Origin of the sequence: Bradyrhizobium sp. 137, assembly GCF_023074095.1 — a bacterium.
In the GTDB taxonomy this organism is placed as follows: domain Bacteria; phylum Pseudomonadota; class Alphaproteobacteria; order Rhizobiales; family Xanthobacteraceae; genus Bradyrhizobium.
In genome coordinates this window covers 18,219-33,247 of record NZ_JADPKU010000066.1, presented here as the reverse complement: position 1 = coordinate 33,247, position 15,029 = coordinate 18,219, and the positions used below count along the sequence as shown (strand labels likewise).

At 62.9% G+C, this 15,029-nt stretch carries 14 protein-coding genes; 8 read left to right on the top strand and 6 right to left on the bottom strand.

What is annotated here, in order from left to right; genetic code table 11:
• Window positions 1-45: 45 nt before the first annotated feature.
• The gene (locus IVA78_RS20705; protein ID WP_247460396.1) at window positions 46-1,848 is read left to right on the top strand and encodes an AMP-binding protein; all 1,803 of its coding nucleotides are present in this window, start codon (window positions 46-48) and stop codon (window positions 1,846-1,848) included.
• Between the two features lie 169 nt (window positions 1,849-2,017).
• On the opposite strand, the gene IVA78_RS20700 is transcribed toward IVA78_RS20705, so the two are convergent.
• Window positions 2,018-2,530, bottom strand: coding sequence for a helix-turn-helix domain-containing protein (locus tag IVA78_RS20700; RefSeq protein ID WP_247460394.1), 513 nt, complete (start codon window positions 2,528-2,530; stop codon window positions 2,018-2,020).
• Between the two features lie 234 nt (window positions 2,531-2,764).
• On the opposite strand from IVA78_RS20700, the gene IVA78_RS20695 reads away from it, so the two are divergent.
• Window positions 2,765-3,397 carry a 2-hydroxychromene-2-carboxylate isomerase gene (locus IVA78_RS20695; protein WP_247460392.1) on the top strand — a complete coding sequence of 211 codons (633 nt, stop codon included), beginning with the start codon at window positions 2,765-2,767 and terminating at the stop codon, window positions 3,395-3,397.
• A 74-nt stretch (window positions 3,398-3,471) separates the two neighbouring features.
• Window positions 3,472-4,671: a CoA transferase gene (locus IVA78_RS20690; RefSeq protein ID WP_247460390.1), complete on the top strand. Its 1,200-nt coding sequence runs from the start codon at window positions 3,472-3,474 to the stop codon at window positions 4,669-4,671.
• A gap of 26 nt (window positions 4,672-4,697) precedes the next feature.
• On the opposite strand, the gene IVA78_RS20685 is transcribed toward IVA78_RS20690, so the two are convergent.
• Window positions 4,698-5,375, bottom strand: a complete 678-nt coding sequence (locus IVA78_RS20685) for a glutathione S-transferase family protein (protein WP_256464860.1) — start codon at window positions 5,373-5,375, stop codon at window positions 4,698-4,700.
• Window positions 5,375-6,115: an SDR family NAD(P)-dependent oxidoreductase gene (locus IVA78_RS20680; protein WP_247280444.1), complete on the bottom strand. Its 741-nt coding sequence runs from the start codon at window positions 6,113-6,115 to the stop codon at window positions 5,375-5,377. Before IVA78_RS20680 ends, IVA78_RS20685 begins: the two co-directional genes overlap by 1 nt.
• Before the next feature lie 359 nt (window positions 6,116-6,474).
• Between IVA78_RS20680 and IVA78_RS20675 the strand changes: the two genes are divergently transcribed.
• From IVA78_RS20675 to IVA78_RS20655, 5 genes are read left to right on the top strand one after another with little or no spacing between them, the layout of a single operon-like run.
• Window positions 6,475-7,212, top strand: a complete 738-nt coding sequence (locus tag IVA78_RS20675) for an SDR family oxidoreductase (RefSeq protein WP_247422315.1) — start codon at window positions 6,475-6,477, stop codon at window positions 7,210-7,212.
• Window positions 7,213-7,226: 14 nt separating this feature from the next.
• Window positions 7,227-8,408, top strand: coding sequence for an acyl-CoA dehydrogenase family protein (locus IVA78_RS20670; protein ID WP_247467379.1), 1,182 nt, complete (start codon window positions 7,227-7,229; stop codon window positions 8,406-8,408).
• A 23-nt stretch (window positions 8,409-8,431) separates the two neighbouring features.
• Window positions 8,432-9,562: an acyl-CoA dehydrogenase family protein gene (locus tag IVA78_RS20665; protein WP_247460387.1), complete on the top strand. Its 1,131-nt coding sequence runs from the start codon at window positions 8,432-8,434 to the stop codon at window positions 9,560-9,562.
• 14 nt (window positions 9,563-9,576) lie between these two features.
• Window positions 9,577-10,764: an acetyl-CoA C-acyltransferase gene (locus IVA78_RS20660; protein WP_247460385.1), complete on the top strand. Its 1,188-nt coding sequence runs from the start codon at window positions 9,577-9,579 to the stop codon at window positions 10,762-10,764.
• A 23-nt stretch (window positions 10,765-10,787) separates the two neighbouring features.
• The gene (locus IVA78_RS20655; RefSeq protein ID WP_247460383.1) at window positions 10,788-11,792 is read left to right on the top strand and encodes a nitronate monooxygenase family protein; all 1,005 of its coding nucleotides are present in this window, start codon (window positions 10,788-10,790) and stop codon (window positions 11,790-11,792) included.
• Between the two features lie 137 nt (window positions 11,793-11,929).
• Here IVA78_RS20655 and IVA78_RS20650 read toward each other — a convergent pair whose 3' ends face one another.
• From IVA78_RS20650 to IVA78_RS20640, 3 genes are all read right to left on the bottom strand, one after another.
• A complete protein-coding gene (locus tag IVA78_RS20650) occupies window positions 11,930-13,069 on the bottom strand; it encodes a DUF305 domain-containing protein (protein WP_247460381.1) in 1,140 nt (379 codons plus the stop codon).
• Window positions 13,066-13,245 (bottom strand): CsbD family protein, encoded by a 180-nt coding sequence (locus tag IVA78_RS20645; protein WP_247460379.1) that lies wholly within the window; start codon window positions 13,243-13,245, stop codon window positions 13,066-13,068. The genes IVA78_RS20650 and IVA78_RS20645 overlap by 4 nt, the downstream gene beginning before the upstream one ends.
• 149 nt (window positions 13,246-13,394) lie before the next feature.
• Window positions 13,395-14,993, bottom strand: coding sequence for an alpha-amylase family glycosyl hydrolase (locus tag IVA78_RS20640; RefSeq protein ID WP_247460376.1), 1,599 nt, complete (start codon window positions 14,991-14,993; stop codon window positions 13,395-13,397).
• Window positions 14,994-15,029 lie beyond the last annotated feature (36 nt).

Below are 15,029 nucleotides of genomic sequence, written 5' to 3'. Positions count from 1 at the left end.
GCACGGCATGTGGTCGTCCTTCAGCAATTCGGGAGATCATTTTCGATGTCGACGACGGCACTGACGTTTGCCCCGCGCGAGGTTTCGATCGAGCGTCGCCCCGACGGCACGCTCATCTTGAGCTCGCCTCTTGAATGGACGCCGTGCGACTGGCGCATCACCGATTTTCTGCCGCGCTGGGCCAATGCCGTTCCGGATCGGGTTTTCCTTGCGCAACGCAATGCGAAGGGAGGATGGGACGAGATCACCTATGGTGAGGCATGGTCGCAGGTTCAGGCGGTCGGCCAAGGCCTGATCGATATGGGCGCAAGGCCAGCCGACAAGCTGGCGGTCCTTTCCGGAAACTCCATCGAGAACGCGGTGATCTCGTTTGCGGCGATGTCGATCGGGGTCATCCTGGCGCCGATTTCGCCGAACTACACCGTGATGCCGGGGGGCCTCGCACGTCTCAAGGACATCGCGGAAGTGCTGCGTCCGAGCTTTGTGTTCGTTCAAAGCGGACGCGACTTTTCCGCCGGCCGCGCCATTCCCGAATTGGCAGCCGCGACCTGGATCAGCGTCGATGGTGCGCCGGACACAGTGCCTTTTCAGGTTCTGGCCGCGCGAACCGGGCGCGAAGGATTCGAGCGCGCATCGCGGGAGGTGCCTTGTGACGTCGTCGCGAAAATTCTCTTCACGTCCGGTTCGACCGGCTTCCCCAAGGGCGTGCTCAACACCCACCGCATGATGGCAAGCTCTCTGCAAATGGGAAGTCTGCTGGTGTCTCCGCCCGATGCGCCGGTCCAGGTGGAGTGGCTGCCCTGGCACCATACGATGGGTAGTAATGTCATCCTTCACGGCATCCTCAGGAATGGCGGGACGCTCTATATCGATGATGGCCGGCCGCTGCCGCATCTCTTTCACAAAACGGTCGAGAATCTCAGGGAGATCTCGCCAACCGCCATGTTCAACGTGCCTGCCGGGTATAACCTCTTATGTGATGCAATCGAGAACGACCTCGACCTTGGTGCCAGCGTGTTCAAGCGGATGGACCGATTGAGCTATGCTGGCGCCGCAATTTCTCAGGACACTCTCGAGAAACTCTATCGATTGACATTTGCCGCCACCGGCCGGCGAATTCCGGTCATGTCGGGTTACGGCACGACCGAAACCGCGCCGACGATCAGCACGACGCATTGGGCAACGGATCAGCCCGGAGAGATCGGTCTTCCCGCGCCGGGGCTGCAGCTCAAGCTCATTCCGGTCTCCGATACCTACGAGGCCCGGGTCAAGGGCCCCAACGTTACGCCCGGCTATCTCGAACGGCCCGATCTGACGGAAAAGGCCTTCGACGAGGAAGGATTTTATCGCATTGGCGATACCGTCTCGTTTCTGGATCCGCAGAGGCCGGAGCGGGGCCTTCGCTTTACCGGTAGAATTTCCGAGAACTTCAAGCTTGCGAATGGCACCTGGGTCTCAATCGGAAACATGCGTGCGGCAATCCTGGCTGCCACACGTGGCGTCTTGCTGGACATCGTTGTTGCCGGCGAAAATCGCGAGACGTGCGCGCTGCTGTGCTGGCTGAACCCGACCGAGGCAGGCCGGATATCCAAGATTGCAGCCGTTGATTTGACCTGCGATCCTGTCGTGGTTCAGTTTCTGAAGGACCGCTTTCGGGAATACAACGAGGCGGTCGGAAGCAGCGAACGAGTCTGCGCCTTCTCCCTGCTGAAGGATCCGCCGTCAATGGCAGCAGGAGAAATCACCGACAAGGCCTATGTCAACCAGCGCGCGGTGCTCAAAGCTCGCGCCGAGCAGGTTGAACGTCTCTATATGAACGAACCATGCCGGGATGTGGCGCGGGTGTAGGGCAGGGCAATCGCATTTGGAAGACCGCTTCGCTGCGACATTCAACGAGACGCCCGCCTTCGGGCCGCCAGATCAGGACAGAGTGTGTGGCAGCAGGTTCAATGGGCGCCGACGCCGCTTTCCTCCTCGTATTGCCATCTCTCTGGCACGAGGCCGCGATGCGCAGGCCTCAAGCGGCGCGCGAGCGCGCCTTTGTCTTTCGGACCTCCGGCACCGCCGTCGCCGGAGTGCTGCGCGCACCCGGCCCAGGGTGAGTATGAACCTCCTTGGCCGAGAGCGGCTCGCCGCATTCAGAGCACACCATGACCGGATCGAAGTCCTTTCCGCACCTGCGGTGCTGGTGCAGCAAGGGCCGGCCGCGCTCGTCGACCATGTGGGTATCGCCCCAATGCACGATCGCCATCATGATCGGATAGAGGTCGAGGCCCTTCTGGGTCAGGATATATTCGTGGCGCTTGGGGGAGTCCTGGTAGGGAATGCGGCGCAGGATGCCCTGCCGAACCAGCTTCTTCAGCCGTTCGGCGAGCAAGTGCCGCGTGATCCCGAGCGCCGATTGAAATCCCTCGAAGCGGCGCGTGCGCAGGAAGCATTCGCGCAGGATCAGAAGAGTCCAGCGATCGCCGATCACGCCGATGGTTCGGGCCATCGAACATGGCTCTTCCTCGAGCTCTTTCCACTTCATTCACCCACTCCAATCGTCCTGGCATGGGCCGTCTCGAATCGTCACGGAGGCCGGCCGCGCGGTTTCGCATTCTAGATAGGTACTGAATTCCAAACAATACCCCTCCTGGTAGGCCAAATCAGCAGATTGCAGGTGTGTTTGACAGTTCTATTTTAGAACTATATGATTAGCGGAACCTCGGGCTGGCGATCGGATCGCCGGTGACCGCCATTCGCTCTCCGGGAGAAGGCCCAGATGACCCTGACGATTGAATTCCAGTTCGATTTCGGCAGCCCGAACGCCTACCTGGCGGAAGTTGCCATTCCCGGCATCGAGCAGCGCACCGGCGTGAAGTTCGCGTATGTCCCGGTTCTGCTCGGCGGCATCTACAAGGCGACCGGCAACATGTCGCCGTTCGACTCGCTTCGCGGGATCAAAAACAAGCCGGAATACCAGGCGTTGGAGACCCAGCGGTTCATCCGCCGCCACAACATCACGAAGTTTCGCCAGAATCCATTCTTCCCGGTCAACACGCTGATGCTGATGCGTAGCGCTGTCGCCGCCCAGCTCGAGGGTATGTTCGAGCCCTACTTCCGTGCTGCCTATCATCATATGTGGGAAGAGCCCAAGAAGATGGATGATCCGGAAATTTTCCGGAGCGCGTTCGTGTCCTCGGGGATCGACATCGACCGGTTGATTGCGCGCGCGCAGCAGGATGACGTCAAGAAGAGGCTGATCGATCTGACCAATGACGCCGTCAGCCGCGGTGCATTTGGTGCACCGACATTCTTCGTTGGCAAGGAGATGTTCTTCGGCAAGGACCAGATCCGCGACGTCGAGGAGTCGATCCTCGAGCAGACCAGACAACCTGTTTCCAAGACGGCTTGACGGCGCCGACTGTCCAGGTTGAGTGGCGAAAGCCACTCGGACCCAAAGCAAACGCAAATTCAGGGAGAATGCCCATGCCCGGACCACTTCACGGCGTTCGAGTACTCGATTTGACCGGCGTGGTGTCGGGTCCGTTCGCGACCATGTTTCTGGCGGACCAGGGCGCCGACGTGCTGAAGATCGAGCCAATCGGTGGCGACATCACCCGCCGCAGCCGTGCCACCATCGACAAGGAGGGCGAGTTCTCCGCACTGTTCATCTCGTCAAACCGCGGCAAGCGTTCGCTGTCGATGGACGTCAAGAGCGCGTCCGGGCGCGAGGTGCTCGCCAAGCTGATCGCGCAGTCCGATGTCCTGGTGCAGAATTTCCGGCCAGGTACCATGGAACGCCTCGGTCTCGGGGTCGAGGAATTGCGCCAGCGCCATCCGCGCCTGATCTACGTCTCGATCAGCGGCGTCGGTGATAGCGGCCCCTACGTGAAGAAACGGGTCTATGATCCGATCATTCAGGGCTTGTCCGGCTTCGCCGATATCCAGTCGCAGCCGGTCACGAACCGCCCGCAGATGATCCGCACCATCGTCTGCGACAAGACCACCGCGGTGTTCACCGCGCAGGCCGTGGCTGCTGCGCTCTATGCCCGTGAGAAGACGGGGCAGGGCGACCACATCCAAGTGGCGATGCTGGATACGATGATCTCCTACCTCTGGCCGGAAGGAATGATGCAGTACACGGTGGTCGGCGCCGAGGCAGCCGCGGCCGATCCGAATGATCGGCCGGACTTGGTGTTCAAGACCAGCGACGGCTACATCACCGCCGGTACCATCTCCGATTCCGAATGGCAGGGCTTTTGCCGTGCCTCCGGTGACCCCGAGCTCGCCAAGGATTCCCGCTTTGCGACCCCAGCGGCGCGCTCGGTCAATGCCACCGCGCGGATCAACAAGATGGCGGAATACATCAGCCAGCATACGACAGCCGAATGGCTGGAACGCCTCGACGCAGCGGATGTGCCTTGCGCGCCGATCCTGCGTCGGGCCGAGATCATCCACAACGAACAGGTCCTGGCCCGCGGCATCATCGCCGAATTCGATCAGCCGAAGGTCGGCCGGGTGCGGCAGCCGAGGCCGGCAGCTCGCTTCGAGGTCAACCAGGCCGCGATCGGCGGGCCGGCCCCCCGGGTCGGCGAGCATTCGCGCGAGGTACTGCGCGATCTGGGTTACGACGACCGCGCCATCGACAAGATGATCGCCGAGCGCAGCGTGCGCGCGGCCGTATAGACGGAAGCGCGCACCGGCGATTGCTCTCAGACGGTTGCCGATACCGGCGTAATTGGCGCCACGGGAACATTCGCCGCCTGGGCTCTGCAATACGCGTCCCGCCCGTGAATGCGCTCAAGGTATGGGTGCGCATTGTCGCAAATGTCGACCCCATAAGCGATGGCCCAATCGAGGCACGTCGTGAGCAGGAGGTCGGCGCTGGTGAACTGATCGCCCATCAGGAACTGGCGCCCATCCATCAGCGCGACCTCCACATGCCGCAATTGTTGCTGGAAATATTGGCCGGCTTGGGCGACGACCTCGGGGGCGACGCCATAGATGTGTCCGAGCGCATCCGCCCGGTGGCGGCGCATGACATAGAGGCTCGTCGAATCGAGCTCGGCCACGACAAAGAAGCACCATTCGAGCCACGCGGCATAGTCGCGGGTGGCTTCCGGAATCAGCGAGCGCTCCGGCGTGGAATACATGCGCGACAGGTACGCGACGATCGCGGCGCTTTCACCGATGCAGAAGTCGCCATCCTGCAACAGCGGAATCTTCTGGCGGGGATTGAGCCGGGTGTATTCAGCGGTCTTGGTTTCGCCTGTCCGTGGTCCGATCGGCTTGACCTTGTAGGACAAGCCGAGTTCGTGCATCGCCCAATGTGCACGAATGGTGCGGCTTGTTCCGGCACCCCACAGGGTGAGGTCGGGTGTCGTACTCATCACCACTTCTCCACCGACGGGCGAAGATCGAGTTCATGGGTCCAGCCGTCGCGGCTCTGCTGGTGCGTGAACCAATAGGCTTCTGCGATAGAGGAGGTCTTCGTCAGGCTGTCCGGCGGGATCTCGCTTGCCTCAATCCCCTTCGCCGCTTTCATGCGCTGGTGGATGGCTTCGCTGTCGACACCGGCGTCGATGATGAGATGGACGACGTGGATGTTCTTCGGCCCAAGCTCGCGCGCCATGGCCTGGGCCACCGCGCGAAGCCCGAACTTCGCCGACGAAAACGCCGCAAACCCCTGGCCGCCGCGAATGCTGGCCGTCGCACCGGTAAAGAAAAGGGTGCCGTGCCCGCGCGGCAGCATGACGCGCGCGGCCTCGCGCCCGACGAGAAATCCGGCGTAGCAGGCCAGCTCCCAGGCCTTGAAAAACAGTTTTTCGGAGGTCTCCACGAGAGGCTTGTTGACGTTCGATCCGGCATTGAAAAGGCAGACCTCGATCGGTCCGATCTTCTTTTCGATATCGGAAAAGAGCTTCTGGACCTCGGCTTCCTGCCGCGCATCGACGCTGAAGGCATGGATGCGATGGCCGTCAGCCGTCAGCTCGTCCACCAGCGCCTGGGATTTGGTTGCGTCACGCCGACAGATGCAAACTGTGTAGCCGCCTTTGGCAAAGCGCCGGGCGACGGCGGCCCCGATCGCATCGCCCGCGCCCACCAGGATCGCCACGCCGGGACCTTCCATGATCGCTTCTCCCTGTAAGTTCTTATTTGATACCTATAGCTAGCCGTTCGCAGCAATGTTGTAAACGACGTTCTGTAAGTCCAAAAAAAGCGACAGCTGCTCTGCCGTTCCGGCCGAAATCGCCAGATGGCAATTTAGCAATTGACGAGTTCTAAAAAAGAACGTTAACTCCAATTCGAGTAGGCCTCGACAAAGAACCGGGCCGATCGTTCGGGAGGTTGGCAGTGGCGAGCTCTTTCAGGCGCGGTCGATATTGCCGGCGACCGGGTGATCACGGTGCGCGGACAGCGCATTATGCGGGATGCTCCGGCACCGGCAGAGCAGCTTCAACAGATCTAACCTAATCCGGGAGACGACCCTTGCAGAAGAGAAACGCAACCGTGGCCGTGATTGGTGCCGGCGACTATATCGGCAGCGAGATCGCAAAGAAGTTTGCCTCGGAGGGCTTCACAGTGTTTGCGGGGCGCCGCAACGGCGCCAAGCTCGATCCGCTCGTCAAGGAGATAGAGGCGGCCGGCGGCGAAATCCACGCGCGTTCGCTCGACGCGCGCAAGGAGGAGGAGATCATTTCCTTCCTGGGAGACGCCGACAAACATGCGCCGCTCGAGGTCTGCATTTTCAACATCGGGGCCAACGTCAACTTCCCTATCCTGGAAACGACCGAGCGCGTCTTCCGCAAGGTCTGGGAGATGGCCTGCTATTCCGGCTTTCTCGCCGGCCGCGAAGCCGCGCGGCTGATGCTGCCTCGCGGCAAGGGCAACATCTTCTTCACCGGCGCCACGGCGAGCCTGCGCGGCGGCATCGGCTATGCCGCCTTCGCCAGTGCCAAGTTCGGTCTGCGGGCCGTTGCCCAAGCCGCGGCGCGCGAACTGGGGCCGAAGAACATTCACGTTGCGCATCTCATCATCGACTCCGGGGTCGACACCGAATGGGTGCGCCAGCGGCGGGTCGAGGCGCTCGGTCCGGACGCCCTCGACAATCCCGATCTCTTGATGCCGCCGTCGTCGGTCGCGGAATCCTATTGGCTGCTGTATCAGCAGCCGCGCAGCGCCTGGACCTTCGAGCTGGAGATCCGCCCCTTCGGTGAGAAGTGGTAGCGGAGACCGCTGCGATGGAGCTCAATCTTTCCAGTGAGGACGCTGCCTTTCGCGATGAGGTGCGCGCCTTCATCGCAGAGAATTATCCGGCGGAAATGCGCGTTCCGAATCCCGAGACCGATTTGACCAAGGAGCAGTCGCTGCTCTGGCATCGCATTCTCTACAATAAGGGCTGGATCGCGCCGTTATGGCCCAAGGAGTATGGCGGTCCGGGCTGGTCGATCACGCAACGCTTCATCTTCGAGCAGGAGACCTCCCGGGCCGGAACGCTGCCGCCGCTCGCGTTCAGCGTGACCATGGTCGGGCCGGTGATCTACACGTTCGGCAACGAGGCGCAGAAGAGGCGCTTCCTGCCGCGGATTCTCTCCGGCGACGATTGGTGGTGCCAGGGCTATTCGGAGCCGGGCTCCGGCTCGGACCTTGCGACCGTCAGAACCAAGGCGGTGCGCGACGGCGACCACTACATCGTCAACGGCCACAAGACCTGGACCACGCTGGCGCAGCACGCCGACTGGATTTTCTGCCTGGTGCGGACCGACCCGAACGCGAAGCCGCAATCCGGCATCTCCTTCCTGCTGATCGACATGAAGTCGCCCGGCGTCACCGTGCGGCCGATCATCACGATCGAAGGCAGCCACGAGGTCAACGACGTCTTCCTCGAGAACGTCCGCGTGCCGGTGGAGAACCTCGTCGGCGAGGAGAACAAAGGTTGGACTTACGCCAAGTTCCTGCTCGGCAACGAGCGGACCAGCATGGCGGGCATCGGCCGGTCGACCCGTTACATCGGGAAGCTGAAGCAGATCGTGAAGGCCGAGATACCAGCGCACGATCCGGCACATCTCGAGTTTCTGCGGGACATCGCCCGCATCGAGCTCGATGTCCTGGCTCTGGAGGCGACCGAATTGCGCGTGGTCGCCCAGATGGCGCGCGGCATCGACCCGGGGCCGGCGGCGTCGCTGTTCAAGATCCGCGGCACCGAGATATTCCAGAGCATCACCGAACTCACTCATCGCGCGATTGGCAATTACGGCCTTGCGATCCGCGAGCATCCGATCAGCACCAACCACTTCATGCCGGGCCCGGAGTACGCTCATACCGCGTCGGAGAAATATCTGAACGCGCGTAAGCTCAGCATCTACGGCGGATCGAACGAGATCCAGCGAAACATCATCGCCAAAGCAGTGCTCGGTCTTTAGGCGCGGCGCATCGGGAGGATCGGATGGACATCCAGTTTACGGAAGAGCAGGACATGCTGCGATCCAGCGTCCAGCGTTTGCTGCGCGACCAATACGATTTCGACACGCGCCGCAAGATCGTGGCGAGCGAGCAAGGCTTCAGCCGGAAGCATTGGGAGGCCTTCGCGGAGCTCGGGTTGCTCGCGGCGCCGTTCTCCGAGGAGGTCGGCGGTCTCGGCGGCGGTCCCTTGTCGACCATGATCATCATGCATGAGTTCGGCCGGCACCTCGTCATCGAGCCTTTCGTCGAAACGGTGGTGCTGGCCGGCGGCCTGATCGAGCAGATTGGCACGCCGGAGCAGAAACAAGCCTTCATCCCCGGCATCATCGACGGCACAAAGACCTGGGCTCTGGCCTGGACGGAGAAGGAATCGCGCTTCGATCTTGGCAATGTCACGACGACGGCGCGGCGCGAGGGCAATGACTACATCCTGAGCGGCGCGAAGACCATGGTGATCGCCGCGCCGTGGGCCGACGATCTGATCGTCTCGGCCCGGACCTCCGGCGATGACCGTGACCGTGGCGGCGTCAGCCTGTTCGTGGTCGATCGCCGCGCCGCCGGCGTCGATCTTCAGAGCTTCAAGACCATCGACGGCCGCCGCGCCGCCGAGATCAGCCTGCGCGAGGCTCGCGGGCAATTGCTCGGACCGGAAGGCGAGGGCGTTGCCGCGCTGGAGGCCTGCCGCGATCGCGCGATCGGCGCGCTCTGCGCGGAAGGCGTCGGTGCGATGGGCGAGCTGAATTCCGCCACACTGGAATATTCGAAGACCCGCAAGCAGTTCGGCACCACCATCGGCTCCTTCCAGGTGCTGCAGCATCGGATGGTCGACATGTTCATCGCGCATCAGGAGGCGCTCTCCCTGCTGCAACATCTCAACCTCAGCCTCGCTGCGGGCGATGTGGGACTCCCGCGGCTCGCCTCGGGCGCCAAGTCGAAGATCGGCTATGCCGGCAAGTTCGTCGCCGAGCAGGCGGTACAGCTTCATGGCGGCATGGGAATGACCGACGAGCTCAACGTCGGACATTATTTCAAGCGAATCTCCTCCATCAACATCCAGTTCGGCGATCCCGCGTTCCACGTGCTGCGCTACGCGCAGCTGGACGCAGCCGCGTAAACAGAGAGGCCAGCATGACGACTGAAGCAGTCATCGTTTCCACGGCTCGGACCGCCGTCGGCAAAGCCTATCGCGGCGCGCTCAACAACACGGACGGCCCCACCATGGCCGGGCATGTGATGGCCGAAGCGGTGAAGCGGGCCGGCATCGCGCCCGGCGAAGTCGAGGACGTGGTGATGGGCTGCGCGATGCAGCAAGGCACCATGGTGATGAACGTCGCCCGCAAGGGCGCGATCCGCGCTGGCCTGCCGGTCACCGTCGCCGGCACCACCATCGACCGCCAATGTGCGTCGGGGCTGCAGGCCATCGCAGTTGCAGCGCGGTCGGTCATGCTCGATGGCGTCGAAGTCGCGATCGGCGGCGGCATCGAGTCGATCAGTCTCGTGCAGAACGAGCACATGAACAAGTTCCACGCCGTCGACGATGAGCTGATGGCGATGAAGCCCGAAATGTACATGTCGATGCTCGAGACCGCCGAGATCGTCGCCGAGCGCTACAAGATCGGTCGCGACAAGCAGGATGAATATAGTCTCGAATGTCAACGGCGCGTCGGCGCTGCTTTGCAGGCCGGCCGCTTCAACGATGAGATCGTGCCATTCACGACCAGGATGGCGCTTGTCAACAAGGACACCAAGGAGGTCACCTACCAGGAGGTGACGCTAACAAAGGACGAAGGTCCACGCCCCGAGACCACGGCCGAGGGCCTGTCCAAGATCAAGCCGGTGTTCGAAGGCAAGACGATCAGCGCGGGCAATGCCAGCCAGCTTTCGGACGGTGCTTCGGCCTGCATCATCATGAGCGACAGGATCGCGGCCAGGAAGGGCCTCAAGCCGCTCGGCATCTTCCGCGGCTTCGTCGCCGCTGGCGTCGAACCCGACGAGATGGGCGTCGGCCCGGTCGTCGCGATCCCGCGCTTGCTCAAGCGCCATGACCTCAAGATCGACGACATCGATCTTTGGGAGCTGAACGAGGCTTACGCGGTGCAGGTGATTTATTGCCGCGACAAGCTCGGCATCGACCCGGACAAGCTCAACGTCAACGGCGGATCGATCGCGATCGGTCATCCCTACGGCATGACCGGAGCGCGGCTTACCGGCCACCTCCTTCTCGAGGGCCGGCGGCGCAAGGCGAAGTACGGCGTGGTGACCATGTGCATCGGCGGCGGCATGGGCGCGGCGGGACTGTTCGAAATCATTCACTGAGCGGAAACGCGGGGAGGTCATTCGTGAAGACAGCGATCACTGAACTGTTCGGCATCGAACATCCGATCATCCAGGGTGGGATGCACTATGTCGGCTTTGCCGAACTCGCAGCCGCGGTGTCGAATGCCGGCGGGCTCGGAATCATCACCGGCCTGACGCAGCGAACGCCGGAACTGCTGGCCAAGGAGATCGCGCGCTGCCGCGACATGACCGATAAGCCATTCGGGGTGAACTTGACTTTCCTGCCCACCTTCAGCGCACCGCCCTATCCGGAATACATCGCTGCGATCAGGGAGGGCGGCGTCAAGATCGTCGAAACCGCCGGGCGCAGCCCCGAACAGTACATGCCGGCCTTGAAGGCGGGCGGCATCAAGGTGATCCACAAATGCACCTCGGTCCGGCATTCGCTGAAGGCCGAGCAGATCGGCTGCGATGCCGTCAGCGTCGATGGTTTTGAATGCGGCGGCCATCCGGGCGAAGACGACATGCCCAACATGATCCTGTTGCCGCGTGCCGCCGAGGAACTGAAGATCCCGTTTGTTGCCTCCGGCGGCATGGCGGACGCGCGCAGCCTCGTTGCGGCGCTGGCAATGGGCGCCGCCGGCATGAACATGGGCACGCGCTTCATCGCCACCAAGGAGGCGCCGGTGCACGAGAACGTCAAGAATGCCTTGGTTCGGGCGTCGGAGCTCGATACAAGGCTGGTCATGCGGGCGCTCCGCAACACCGAGCGGGTCCTGAACAACAAGGGTGTCGAGCAGCTGCTCGGGGTCGAGCGGGAGAAAGGCAAGAGCCTCAAGATCGACGACATCCATGATCAGGTGGCTGGCGTTTATCCCAAGGTGATGATCGAGGGCGATATGGACGCGGGCGCCTGGAGTTGCGGCATGGTCGTCGGGCTCATCCACGACATTCCAACCGTGAAGGAGCTGCTCGACCGCATCATGGCGGATGCCGAGCGACTGATCAGGGGTAGGCTTACGGGATTTCTCGACGCCGACAGCGGGGCCGCGCTGAAGGTCGCGTGAAGCCGCGGCGAGCGGATCGGCCTTTTGTGCATCGAGCGACGCACTCGCACGAGTGCGTCAGGTGGATCTTGAAGACGGTCTTGCCGCAAAGAGGCTTCCTGGCCTGCCGCATCGATGCGAGCCAAGGTTCCGCGCGCTCAATTGGCGTTATCGCCGAACATGTTGCGTAACGCCGTCGCCACCGCGGCGACGCCGCTCACGCCCTGCATCAGCGCGATGTCACCTTGCTGCTCATGGCGGAGGGCATGAGCCATGATACGCAGGCGCGGATCGCCACGGCTGTGCCACATCTGGTCCGCCATCTTCACCGCACCCCGATGATGCAACGTCATCATCTCAACAAAGAGGCGAGCGAACGCCTCGGGCGCGGCGATCCTGACTTGACGCATCTCGGCTGGCGTCAGAAAGCCCGGCATGGCGGAGCGCTCCTGCGCGGTGCAGTCCGGCATCTCCGTGTCGAACCAGCTCAGCCACCAGTTCTCGAAGATTGTTTTCTCGCCGGTCTGGCTTGCGATCATCAGCATGGCGAGCTTCTGCAAATGCGGGTCTTGCGCACGCTCGGTTGCGATCCGCGCAAGCTCGATGCCTTGCGCGTGGTGGGTGGTCATGTGCCGGATATAGGCTTGGTCGACATCCCTGTCGCGTCCCATCCACGGCAGCTCGTAGCCATGGCGGCCGAAAAAGGCGGTCGTCCCGAGCAGTGCGATCACGACCAGGGCGCCGGTGATCCAGGCATTGGTGAATCGCACATCGCGGGCGGGCGTATCGCCGTGGGCCCAGCGCAGCCGCGCGAACAGGGGATACATCACGGCCGACGAGCCGTGCACCAGAAGCCCGATCCAGTAGGGCTGCTGCAGCGTGAACAGGGGCTGCCAGAACGGAAAAAGCGGTACCAGCACGAGCCATTCCATGCCTGAGGAAAACACCGCCCAGGGCAGCGCGAGCAGCAGGATCGTCAGCGGCCGCAAGTCCGCCGTCCAGCGTCCCAGCACGCCGAAGAAGACAACCGCCCAGGAAAAGTCCGCCCATTGATGGAACGCGATGCCGGTGACGACCGCGCTCCATGAGGGCTCGGCGCTGATCGCCCAGTCGCGCGCCGGAATGGTGGCGACAATCATCCAGTCGACCGCTGCATCGCGGCCGATCCGGGCGGCGAAGAGCTGGCTGACGATGGTCGAGAAGGTGCTGCTGATCAGGCCGAGCGCGATGGCCGCGGTCCAGCGCGAGCGGCGTCGCCTCCTGGTGACGTAAAGCGCCGGCTCGGACGGCGCGTTCACGTCAGCTGCTGGAGCTTCTTCAGCGGATTGAGCTCGCTCGGTTTGTCCTGTTCGTCGCGGCCGCGCTCCGCCTCGGCCTTGCCGTCCTCATGGAGCTCCTGATCCCCGACGATCTCGCCGACGGCCTGTTTCGCCTTGCCGGCGATCCGCTGCTTAAGACCCTTCACCTTGCCCATTGCAGCCTCCAAGCTCACGCCGCCGCCCCGGCCCCCAAAGGGGGAATGAGCGTCGGAGCTAGCGGTTTCGTCCAAAATGCGTCCGGCAGCACGGGGGGAGATGCCGGAGGCGTTGATCAGACTCCTCGGCGCGCCGATGGTTCCTCCGATCATCGCCGCGCGAGCTCAATGATCACGCCTTCATTGCCCCGAAGCAGGATCGATGCATCCCGCAATGCTTCGCGCGGCCGGTCCAGGTGCGTCGACATCAGCAGGCGGCCGCGGCCCTGCCAGTGCCATCTTCGCGGCTCGGCGGCCATGTTGAGCGCGACCAGCACTTCGCTTGGGCCCGCCAGGCGCTTGAAGGCGAGCACGTCGTTTTGCGAGCGCAGCGGCGCGTGGCTGCCGTCGCGCAGACAGGCATGCTCGCGCCGTAACGCGATCAGCGCGCGAAACAGCGCCAGGAGCGAACGCTCGTCCCGTCTCTGCTGCGCCACGTTTGGCGCATCGCCGGGCCCGAGGGGCAGCCACGGGCTGCCGGTGGTGAATCCGCCGCTCTCGCCGTCATCCCAGCGCATCGGCGCGCGCTCGGGGTCGCGGCAAAGTCCATAGCCCGGCACGAGCTTCTCGAAGGGATCGTGAACGCGATCGGCGGGAATGGGAACGCGCTTGCGGCCGATCTCGTCGCCCATGAAGAAGAACGGCGTTCCACGCAGCGTCATCAACAACACCGCGAGCACGCGCATCTGCGCCGCACCGATCTTGCTCGCGATCCGCTGCTTGTCATGCCCGCCGATCACCCACACCGGCCAAGCGCCCTTGGGGATGGCGTTGAGATAGGCGTCGATGGTCGCCTGGAGCGACAGCGCGTCCCATTGCGAGTCCAGCAGCGCAAAATTCAGCGGCAGGTGCAGGCGAGGTCGATCGTTGCCGTAGAAGTGCCCGATCCGGTCGGTCTTGCCCTGAACTTCGCCGCACAACACCCGGTCCGGATAGCCATCGATCACCTCCCGGATGAATTCGATGCACGACATCGTCTCCGGCCGGTCGTCGGTAAATACGGGCGTATGGCGTTGCGGCGGCGGCTTGTCCTTGGCCTTCGGGTTCGGTGGATTGTCGCGCAAGAGATCGTCTTTGATCAGCACGGCGCTGGCATCGACGCGAAAGCCGTCGACGCCGCGGTCGAGCCAGAAGCGCATGACGTCGGCGATCGCTGCTCTCACGTCCGGATTGCGCCAGTTCAGGTCCGGCTGCTCGACCAGGAAGGAGTGGTAATAATATTGCCGCCGCGCCTCACACCATTCCCAGGCGCTGCCGCCGAAACGACTGAGCCAATTGTTCGGCGGCCCGCCATTCTCGGCCGGATCGGCCCAGACGTACCAATCGGATTTCGCGCTGTGGCGCGAACTGCTGCTCTCGACGAACCAGGCATGGTCGTCGGCGGTATGATTGGGGACAAAGTCGAGAATGACCCGGATGTCTTCCGCGTGCAGGGCACTGAGGAGGCGATCGAACGCGTCGAGCGTGCCGAAACTCGGGTCGATTGAACAATAATCGGAGATATCATAGCCGAGATCGCGAAAGGGGGTGCGGTAGATCGGCGTCAGCCACACCGCATCGACGCCGAGCCATTTCAGGTAGTCGAGCCGCGACATCAAGCCGGCGAGGTCGCCTTTGCCGTCGCCATTGGAATCCTGGAACGAGATCGGCGCGATTTCATAAACGACTGCGGATTGCCACCACGCGCGTTCGTCACGGGATTCGTTCATTGCCTCGATTCACCTCGTTACGGTTTGTCTCTCGCG